The sequence below is a fragment of the Pseudoalteromonas holothuriae genome (assembly GCF_945859825.1).
Taxonomy (GTDB): Bacteria; Pseudomonadota; Gammaproteobacteria; order Enterobacterales; family Alteromonadaceae; genus Pseudoalteromonas; species Pseudoalteromonas holothuriae.
The window spans coordinates 1-12,018 of record NZ_CAMAPC010000034.1 but is presented as its reverse complement, the minus strand read 5'-3'; the positions used below and the strand labels follow the sequence as shown (position 1 = coordinate 12,018).

The window sequence follows — 12,018 nt, the reverse complement described above, 5'->3', positions numbered from 1 at the left end:
CATCATAGTGCTCTGCTACTATCGCTAAACGATAGCGCATTGCTTCTCTACCCGTTTGCAGCGTATAGGTCACTCTTCTCAGCGACACCGTGGGGTTAGCTTGTAAGTACGTAATGAATTTCTCTGCATAAGCCACCAGTCCCGCCGCTCGTTTTGCTGATAATACAAACAATACCGGACCCGTGTCTGGGCTCACGACTTCATGCTCTGGATATTCTTGCAATACTAAATGGGCATTGGTGCCACTAAAACCAAAAGAGCTCACACATGCTAGTCGTCGTTTGCCCTTTTCAATCTGCCATGGTTGTAATGTGTTGCTAATAAAGAATGGACTATTAGACAGATCGATATTTTCATTTAAAGTATGAAAGTTGATTGTCGGCGGCAGTTGTTTATGCTTCAGCGCCATTACAACTTTAACCACCGCGGAGATACCCGCAGCAGTCAACAAATGCCCGATGTTACTTTTAACACTACCAAGTGCACAGTAATGTTGTTCATTAGTATACTCAGCAAAAGACTCTTTTAACGCCGCTACTTCAATCGGATCACCCAATTGAGTTCCCGTACCATGAGCTTCTACTAGACCAATTGTTTGCGGGTCTATGCCAAATTGATCGTAAACACTTTTTTGTAGCCGTACTTGTGATACAGAACTAGGTGCCATAATACCATTTGAACGACCATCTTGGTTGGTCCCCCAACCTTTCAAAACAGCATGGATCGTATCATTGTCTTGTTGCGCATCAGATAAGCGTTTAAGCAGTAATGCACCGACACCTTCACCAGGTGCAAATCCATTAGCCCTGCTATCAAATGAGAAACACCTGCCATGAGGGGATAACATACCAGCACTACTGGTCATTAAATGCATTGAAGGGCCTGACAAAACATTCACGCCACCAGCTATCGCTAAATCAAAGTTGTTTAACAATAAACCATTACACGCCTCAGCAATCGCCACTAGAGATGAAGAACAAGCAGTATCAATCGCAACACTTGGTCCTTGTAAGTTTAAGTAATAGGAAATTCTCGCACTTAAAATTGACGTTGACGCACCAACTAACCCCTGAGCCGAATGCCTATCATCTCCGATCTGACCACGATAGTCGCCAGTACCACAACCCACATATACACTGGTTCGACTGCCTGATATGTTGCCTACATTGATGCCTGCATTTTCAATGCATGCCCAACATGCTTCTAAAAATAGTCGCTGCTGTGGGTCCATGAGCTCTGCTTCTTTTGGTGAAATACCAAAGAAGTAACAGTCAAATTTGTCAGCATCATCCAATAAGCCCATCCACTTAGAAATAGACTTTCCTTCACATGGCGTATCTTGATATAGCGCATCGATTGACCATCGCCATGATGGCACTTCAACAACACAATCTCTACCACTGGCTATATTTTGCCAGTACGTTTCGATATCTGACGCCCCTGGGAATTGGCCTGCCATTCCTATAATAGCAATATTTTTCCGTAAGTTTGATACTTCCTTAACAGCGGTTTTCGCACTCGCAAAGGCCACTTCTGCTTGAGGCTTGGTAACTCCAGAAAAAGAAAATCTGCGTTTGTGCGCCCGCAATGCATTAACACAGTGATCCGTTAGATCTTCAACCTCGTTATTTCGATGGCTGAGTACTACTTTGCCTACATGCTTACCCTCGGCTAGGTATTGCAGCGCATCTTGAATCTGATTTACAGGGTAAACCATTGATACAACAGGAACAATTTCACCAGACTCCACCATCTCAACCATTTTTTCTAATATAGGTGTGATAGATAACTTGCCATTAAATGCTAAACGACGCAGGTCAATGCTATGAAATGACTGATTTTGTAAAAGCCCTGATAAATCAAACTTATTGCTCGATTTTAAAGCATGAATTGCTATCTCAAGGTATCGGCCTGTGCAACCGAGGCTATTTACCCCGCGCTGCATTGCATCACCTGACACCATGTTGAGCACAACATCAACACCTCTACCATTACTTAGGGTCATAACCTGCTCATCAAACTCCCCCCGGTAATCTAGAACATGCTCGACTCCAACTTCTGAGAGAAAGTTTCTCTTTTGCGCGCTACTCGAAGTACCGTAGACTTCACAACCTTGCAAATGTGCAAACTGTAACGCCATAAGTCCACATCCACCACTAGCTGTTTGGATCAGTACTTGTTCACCATGACCTAAATTACCAACCTCAAATGCATGGTAGATGGTTGAAAATATAATAGGTAAACTACAGGCTTGCTCAAAAGACAAATTAACGGGTTTACGTACCAACCCATCTTCTGGCATATTGACTTTTTCGGCATGACCACCCAATTGTGCCCCAGTTAGGCCAACCACTTCATCGCCTGGTTTAAATCTAGTTACCAATGAGCCCACAGATGTGACGACGCCAGAAACCTCAAACCCTGGTACAAATGGGTAACTGGGAATAGTCGGATACAAGCCATTAATACACATAGTGTCAGGAAAGTTCAGCGCAGATGCATAAACCTGTACTTGTACCTCATCGCCTGCAGGTGCCGATACTTGCCAACTTCTCAGGCCGATACTATCTAGCGATAAAACACCATCCACAACTAAGCCATACTGTGCAGGTGTAGCGACTTTATGTTTTAGCTGTGGTACTGACTGAGTTAATGGTGCCAAAGAGACTAATTTTTTGCTGCTTATCGTGTCCTCATTGACCACATCCAACGTCTGTTTATGTATTTGAAAGGCATTTAATTTAACCTGCTTTTTAGCTGTTTCCGGCGTCATATCAGCAATCGTAGTAGGCGGTCTTTCTTGCACAAGCTCAGCTGAAAATGGTTCAATTTGCTGTGCAATCATATCGGTCAATAACGAAATATTTGGAAAATCATATAAGCGCGTGGTAGCTATCTGAAGGTTGAGGTGGCGGTTAATCTCCTTCACCCATTCCACACCAGTAATTGAGTCTAGGCCCATTTCTTGAAAAGATCTTTCTGGGTCCACATCCTCTTTTTCAAGCAATAATAATGCCGAGAAGCTTTGTATAAGCCAGCTTTTCAACGCGTGCTGTGACTCAAATTGTAAGCCATTTGTGAGCCGTGTGTGTTGTTCAGCGCTGCTTGCGTGGACTAACGTTTCTAGTGGCGAAGCGATATCTAATGATATATCGGATAATAAGTTTTGACTCAGTTGTGTGTCTATATACTTCGCTAATTCAGTGATCGAGCTATAATCGTAAAGTTTTGTAGTGGGTAACTTCAATCCAAAGACGCTGTTAATAATACGGACCCATTCAACTCCTGTAATTGAGTCCATACCCATTTCATTAAATGGCTTGTCGATAGCAACTTCGTCGATATTCAAAAGCAGAATGTTGGCAAAGCTTTCTTGAAGTTCCTTCACCAACTCAGCTACTGATTTACAAACCATGCTACCTTTATCACTTAAAACTGCATTTGCTGGGTCCACTCCTGCTTGTAGTTCCGCTATGTGCGTATTGTCACAACCTCTAGGCAGTGTATTCCCTGAAGGCAATATTACGGCTTTGCTGACAACCTCTTGTATCTCTGGCGTCTCATTGATAGTGGCTTGTTCAATATGACGACTGGGCTTTTGAGTAACTACATCTTGGTTAAACTTAGGCGTGGGATATGTCTTGGCCAACCAATGAGGTCTTCTCTCAAATGGGTAGCCTGGTAACGATAACCGCTTGCAATGCGCTTTAGTTAGATAGCGACTAAGCAAAGTTAGGTCAAAATCCATGCCTTGCACCCATTGCTTTACTAACTTTTCACTATATCCTTTTGTCACCCATGTTTTAATCAGCTGCTCTATCTCATCTGGTTCCGCAATCGCACTCAAATGGTCTGAATTATTATTTGCCTGTGCAGAATAACAACCAAAGACATGCTCTCCCATTGCAAGGCGGGATAACTTATCAAGTAACTCCGAAATTGTTAAACACAAAATCGCAACCCTAAACGCAAAAACTTCACGACCTGCTTGCAAAGTATATGCGATTGCAGCCAAATCGGAGTCTTGATACTGTGTTCGATCGATCGCAGTATACAACTGTTGTATTTTTTGCTTTAGCGCGGAGGCAGAACGTGCCGATAGCAAAATAGCGATGGGGCTAGTTAAAGCGCTTATTTCAGTGGACGGCTCTATATATTCTTCAACGATAAGGTGTGCGTTTGACCCTCCAGCCCCAAACGAAGACAAACCTGCTCTTCTTTTTTGCGAGTCTTTACTTGGCCAATGTGTTGCTTCTTTTTGTAGATAAAAAGGACTATTTAAAAAGTCTATTTCAGGGTTCACAGCTTCAGCGTTTAAAGACGGTACGATCAGTTGGTGTTTAAACTGAAGTAAAATTTTAGTTAAACCCGCTATCCCCGCAGCGCTTTCACAATGTCCGATATTAGATTTAACAGAACCGATGGCACAGTGTTGCTTTGCTGCCACATCACTTTGATATGGTTTAGAAAGTCCTGCAATTTCAATCGGGTCGCCCAAAACAGTGCCTGTGCCATGAGCCTCTATATAGCTTACAGATTCAGGCTCTACACCCGCACGCGCCATAGCTTGTTCAATGACCATACTTTGAGCGACTGGATTTGGTACTGTATAGCCATTAGTCTTACCACCACTGTTAATCATACTACCTTTAATAACGCCATGAATATGATCGTTGTCCTGCTGAGCATCAGAGAGTCTTTTGAGTAACACTAAACCAACACCTTCGCCCGCCACAAAACCGTCCGCATCCGCAGCAAATGCTTTGCATTGAGGTCCTTGGGAAAGCATGGTCATTTTTGACAAACTAATAAAATGAATGGGGTCTAGAATCAAGTTAACCCCTCCGGCAATAGCACTATCAGACGTACCTAGATAGAGACTTTCCAATGCCAAATGAATTGCAGTTAAAGAGGATGAACAAGCTGAATCAATAGCCATACTTGGGCCAAAGAAATTAAATGTATAAGCGATGCGATTTGCAATCGACGCAAAATGCGCGCCAGTGGTATAAGTTGCATTGGATACACCAATATAGATACCCACATTATTATTAGAGCTTACTGTCGCAGGTGTGTAACCAGCTTCTGCGATACAGTTATAGGCTTCCTCGAGTACTAGTCGCTCTTGTGGGTCAAGATTCTTTGCTTCCAAGGGTGCGATACCGAAAAAGACACTATCAAAGTATTCCACATCACGTACAAAGCCACCCCATTTACTGTAAGTCGCGCCAGCAACACCTTTTTCTTCACAAAAGTAATCTGACCAATTCCAACGTTGTTCAGGGATCTCCTCAATGCAACTTCGGCCATTTAATAAATGTTCCCAAAATTCTTCCACACTGTCGGACTGCGCGTACCGGCCAGACAGACCGATAATTGCAATATCCTGAATACCAACATCAGAGGTTGAGTTGGCCCTAGTGCTATCAAGCACACTGTCAGCAGCAAAGAAGGCTGAGTTTGTAGGCGCTATGTCTACAACAGCAGCAGGTGATTCTTTAATATCCAACCCAGTGATTGCAAGTAGCTTAGTTTGATACTCTGAAATCAAGTAATCGGTGAGGGCATTAATAGTCTGATAGGTGAAAAAGACCGTACTCTCTATGCCTTGTAAATCATCATTCAGTGCTCGAGTCAAACGTACCACTAGAATAGAATCGATACCATATTGCTCTAACGGCTTATTTGCATTGATTTTTTGAGCCGGTATATTAAGGACATCACTGACTTTGTTCGTTAAGTATTCTATTACTCGTGCTGCTAATGTCGCGTTCTCACTGTGATCACTGGTAATCATCACTGATTCTTCTGCTTGTTCAATTGATATGTGATGTGCTTGTTTTTGTGGCACAACTGCCAAACCGTTACTATAACCAACGAATACTTCTTGTCCGACATTGGTAACATCCGATAATGGCCATGAGATATGCTCAAACCCACTAACAGACAGTACATGGTGCCACATATTTTTAGACAACAAAGGGCCGCCCGACATTCTTACTTCTGCGTCTGCAAACTGCCACCAGCCAGGCAATAAGCCGAAAGTCACATGAGCAAATGGCTTATTTTCAATAAGCTCATTAATCACTAGCATGCCACGGTGCTTCAAACTAGCATTCAAGTTGATTAAGGTTTGATGAATCTCAGAGGTGGCATGCAGCACATTCGTCGCAATCACAATATCGTACTGTGCAACGTTCATTGCCTGCAAGTTAAGAGGCTTTGTCACATCGTAGTGTTTATATTGCACAAATGGGTAACGTGCTGCGAATAATTGTTTACCGTGCTGCAGAAATGCCTGTGAAATATCGCTAAAGCAATACTCTTTAATATGATCCTGATATGGCTCAAGTAGTGCTAATACCTGCTCTGTTGTTGCACCGGAACCAGCCCCTACTTCTAAAATACGTATCTCGCCATATTCAGCGTTTAATGTCAAAGCATCTACACGTTTGGCAACGACTTCCGCGACCGCACGGTTACAAAAGGCACTGACGGGGTTATCCTTATAAATAGCTTGAAGGTTATCCATTTGACCCGCAGGAAAAAGAACATCCATCGGTGATAATTGACAGGATAAAATCTGATTTATCTGGGTAAATACTGCAGTAAGCATATCGATTTGTAATCGTACGCTATCTTGCTTCATCAATTCACTGTGTTGCTGGCGCCATTGCAACAACAGCTCTCCACATGGCGCAATCGCACATTCATCAGTCATGCAATAATGTTCACTACCATTAATATGACGCTGCTTTATTTTTCCATGTTGTAACAATAAATTTAGAGATGCATCCAACCACTTTGTATAAATACCAAGGCATTGCAAAGCGTTACAAAGTTGTGTCCGACTGAATATAGGATCTTCATCAAAGTGCTCGCTTACAGAATAAACCAAACTCAACAAAAGATTATTAATCAGTATGTTAACTTCTACCTGACTAGATAAATATTCAGCTTCAGGAGGGGAGCCTGAGATACTAATTGGTATTGTTTGCGCTATATTTTTCCGTACAGGTTGCTTTTGCACGGTTAAACACTCATTGGTATATTTATGTGCTAAAAACTCCGCAGGGCTTTTATAAAGTTTGATAGCCGCAACTTGCTCTATCGAATGACTTCCTAGCCATGCCAAAGCTGACATTGCTTCGGACGACTCGATTGACGCAACCCCCACACTCGCCATACGCTGTCGATATGAGTCTGTTGCAACCGCGCCTTCATACCCCCAAAAGCCCCAATTAATCACTTTAACAGGATAGCTAACCATACGGCGTAAATGTTGCGCATATGCATCCATAAAACATGATGCCGAAGCATAATTTGCCTGACCGGGTGATTTGCTAAAACTCAGCATAGAGGAGAACAGCAGCACAAAATCTAAGTCACGCGCAGCAATAGCTTGCCCAAGCCAAACACTGACATCTACCTTTGAGTGTAAAGTATTCAGTAGCTGCGCTTCAGTCATCGCAGATAAGCTCTGATCATTGAGTGTCATAGCGGCATTTACAACACCATGTAACGCGCCATATTGAGCCTCTATATAGTCAAACGCTTCTGTTAATGCTCCCGGCTCAGAGGCGTCTACCGACAAATACTCTGGGCAGTTATCACAGCTTTCACATGCGTTGATTTTAGCTTGGATCTGCGCATTTTTTTCTGTACGGCCCAACCAAATTACTTTTGCGCCAAAATGGGAGATAAGATGGCGTGTCCAAGCTTGTCCCAGCCCTCCTGAACCGCCAATAACGACATAGATCCCATTTTGACGATAGAGTTGCTCTTCACTTTTCTCAGTATCTTGCGATATATTAAAATTTTCTATGGGTAACAAGCGACTATGATAAAGTGTGCCATCTCGTAATATATGTTGTTCACCACTTGGTAGCTGGTCACTTTGCACTATCGGCAATATGTCACGCAGCTTATCTTCTAAACCGATATCAAGCATAGTTATATGCCAATGTGGATACTCATTAGCCAATGTACCCATTAACCCCGTCAATGATGACTGGCTATAATCCACGGCAGAATCTGCAAAAGTCTGTGCATTGCGGGTGAACAACGAAAACTTTACTCCGAGTTTATTACCTATCTCACTTATCAGTAATTTCACCACACTGAACAGTTGAGTGATATTGCGATGATGCTCTGTAATTAGTTCTTGTCCGTCTTGCTGACTTGCTGGCGTTAGCGCATATACAAAATGCGATATCTGTGTTCGCTCTCGGATGATGTTACGTAAACTTGCTAGCATATTTTCATCATCAAGCTGCACATACAGAGTGCCCTGTTGCTGTGTAGTTGAAAGGTCATCATTTGATGATGTGATAAACACGGCTTCAGAGTGTAATAACTGAGAGTCATGAGCAACTACTGGACGCTTTTGCCATATTGGTGCAAACCCCACCATCTGCGCACCAGCTTCATTTAGATTGGGAGTGTGTATTGCAGATTTGATAGCGCGAATATTCAATCCAGATAAGCTCATGTGCAACTGACCATGAGCGCTAAGAATATTAATATTTACCTTGCGTGCCCTACCGTTGGTTAAGGTAGCAAATTCACTCACAACGATTGCTTCATGCAGTGGTAAGTCATCGTATATTACTAACTCATCGACAGAAAATGGCACCCAAGTTTGCGAAGAACCTGGTTCCATTTTGTACAACAATGCAATTGACTGTAAAGCGCAATCTAACAATATTGGAGAAAGTGCCTTGCCATATGGCTCGTTAACCGTAATCTTCGCATAGCTTTTTTTTCCCTGTACGGTTGCTTCTTCCACACCTTGTAACAACGGACCATAAATGATGCCTTTGCGTTCAAAGTCACGATAGAATTCAGCTTTGTTAAACGAATTAATGGCACTGAAACTCTGCTCGGACATAGTATTTCCTGTGGCGTCAGAGCTAGGCGCTTGCAACTCAACTTCACCTTCACAGAGTACCTTATGCTCTGGCGTATCTATACAACGAAATACAAATCTCAGCTTGTGGCTATTTAATATATCAAATACTAACTCAACCTGTGTCTGAACTTGGTAAACCAAAGGCTGTAACCAAATGGTATTTTTAAATGAAACGCGGCATGGCTGCGTATAAAACGGAGCAAAGACTTGCCTTAATTGATTATAAACGATATGGAAGTAAGTAACCCCTGGGAGGATATGTTGACCAGCCACCTGATGCGCTTGACACAACGTTTCAATTTGGGCTGTATCGAGATCAAGTTTTGCTACCGAATGCACAACTTCATTGGTTTGCAGTTGCACAGCGATTTCTTTAGCCTGTTGTTTTGATAACTCGCCCGTTTCTACCTTTGAAAATACATATTTATAATAGTCAATCATTTAGTTACCACTGATATCATGTCTTTGATTTCCGTTCATCATCTTTGAGGCGGTATTTGCTGTTATTTTTCCCGCACTTACGTCTTCCAATAATTGGTCTAAAACATCTTCAAAAGATAACGCATTACTTATTATTTTATTGTTTGAATCTTTTTTGTTGTTATTTTTATCACAATCAGCCACAGTTTTAATACAATGTTGTTCATTTTCAAAAGGGTATAATTGTAAACTTACTCGCTTTGCAGCAATTTCACCATTGTCGTACAACACCTGCCAATTAGTTTCCACCCCTTGACACCAATGCATGACAATTTGGTCATACGCCTGTTCTTGTAGCATCGCCAACAAACCGCTGTCGGAACTTGGCATTGTACTGCCCCCTAACTCATGCTCAGTATTCCCAGTGATGGCAACATGTTCATCCCCTGTAAGGTATCGTTTAATATCTGCTCTCAACTGTTGTACTGTGTCGACTATAAACCCGATACGTTCGACCATCGCGACCCTACCAACTTGTAAGGTGTAGGCGATATTGCGCAATACATTTTGAACTTGGAGTTCATCGCTTACTGCAAAGGAAGATAACTGCTGTAAAAACAGTCCTAGCAACTCACTGAGTTTGGGCTTGTCAACAGCTGACAACACTATCATGTGTGAGTGTTCAGGTGTACCTTTATGTATAACACTTTCATTAGCAGGTTTAGAGTACTCTTCAACGATTAGATGTGCATTAGCGCCACCGGCTCCGAAGGAAGATACCCCGGCTCTTCTAGGTATTACTTGACGTCCTTCATATAACGGTGTCCAAGGCAATAAGCGTTGAGCAACTTTAAATGGACTGTTAATAAAGTCGATATTTGGATTTAGTTGTTCACTGTGTAATGATGGCGCGATTTTCTTATGTTTAAGCTGTAATAACACCTTAGTTAACGCAGCGATCCCAGCAGCACTTTCACAATGACCAATGTTTGATTTGACTGAACCAATCGCACAAAACTGTTTATCTGGTGTTCCGAACGCTTCACACAAACCTCTTATCTCAATCGGATCACCCAAGGATGTCCCTGTACCATGCGCTTCTAAATACGTAATCGTACAAGCATCTATACCCGCTTCTTTTATTGCATCGGAGATAACTTGTGCTTGAGCTTTTGGGTTTGGCACGGTATAGCCATGAGTCTTACCACCATGATTAATGGCAGAACCCAAAATGGTTGCATAGATATTGTCTCCATCTATTTGTGCTTGCTTAAGAGACTTCAACAACACAGCCCCGACACCTTCACCAGGGACATAACCCTCCCCGCCTGCGGCAAAACTTTTACACTTACCATCTCGTGCGATGAACTGACTCTGGCTCAATAAAATATATTTGTTTGGATGGATAGATATATTTACCCCACCAGCCAAAGCCAACTCACACTCACCGTTCCTTATCGCCTTAGCAGCCATATGCACGGTTGTCAGTGAAGAAGAGCACATCGTATCCAACGCAATGCTCGGGCCATTGAAATTAAAATAGTGCGACACTCTATTTGCTATCGATGCTGGGTTCCCTGTAGTTGCGACACTTTGCCCTAGCGTATTAGCCCGCCCGTACAAAATATATTCTTCATACATCACACCGACATACACGCCCACTGTAGAATCAGCTAAAATCTGTGAGGTATAACCTGCATCCTCAAGGGTGTGATAGGCAGTTTGCAGAAACAACCTTTCTTGCGGGTCCAACACTTCGGCTTCACGAGGAGACATTTTAAAAAATAGCGAGTCAAAATTATAAACCCCTTCAATAAATCCACCGGCGTTACTGTAGATCTTGCCAATCTCACTCCTACTTGAATCATAAAATGGACTGTTGTCCCATCTAGATGCAGGTATGTCCCCCACACTATCGACCCCATTTTCAAGATTCGACCAAAATTCTATCGTGTTATTTGCACCGGGGTATTTTCCTGCTAGGCCTATCACCGCAACGACATCGTCTAGTTTCTCGGCGGCTCTTGATTCAAACTGAGCTTTTGGTAAGTCAATAGCATCCGTATTATCGCTCGCAGTAATGTTTGTATTCCCACCCAGCACTTGTGCTAGCTGGTGTGCGTGATATTTAATAAAGTACTCACTCAATTGCACTATCGTCTGGTATTCAAATAACAAAGTTTTTGACAAGCTGCCAAAGCGCTTTTCCAACTCTCCTGTCAGTTTTAATACCATCACCGAGTCAATACCAAACTTTTCAAAGCCTGCATCTAGTTTAATGGTCTGCGCAGGTATCAAAAGTGCATCACTAAACACCTGTTTCAGGTATTGCTCAACCACAGCTTTGTTTAATACAAAAGGAAGTTTCTGAAGCGTTGTTTCTTGTGCTATCCCAACAACTTTGTTTATGATGTCTTGAGCCACCGTCTGCTGTGAATACAATACGGCAAGTTGCGATTGTGAACTATTGAGTGCCCGATAAAAACAGTCTAACCCCAGCTCAGTTGGCATCGCTGCCAGTCCTTGACGCTCTAACGCCGCCAATCCTCCTTCATCTACCTGCATCCCTCCCGCTTGCCAAAGTGGCCAAGCCAATGCCAAACTCTTACCCGCCCCCCCTCTTTGAGCTCGCGAACGTAAATAACCATCTACAAAACCATTTGCTGCCGCATAATCTGTTTGACCTA

General features: G+C 42.7%; 2 protein-coding genes. Both read right to left on the bottom strand.

The genetic code is table 11. From position 1 onward, the window contains the following. A partial coding sequence (locus OCI93_RS20450; protein ID WP_261627201.1) for an SDR family NAD(P)-dependent oxidoreductase occupies window positions 1–9,352 on the bottom strand: 9,352 nt, incomplete at its 3' end. After that, window positions 9,353–12,018 (bottom strand): type I polyketide synthase (locus OCI93_RS20445; protein WP_261627200.1); only part of this gene is annotated, 2,666 nt, incomplete at its 5' end.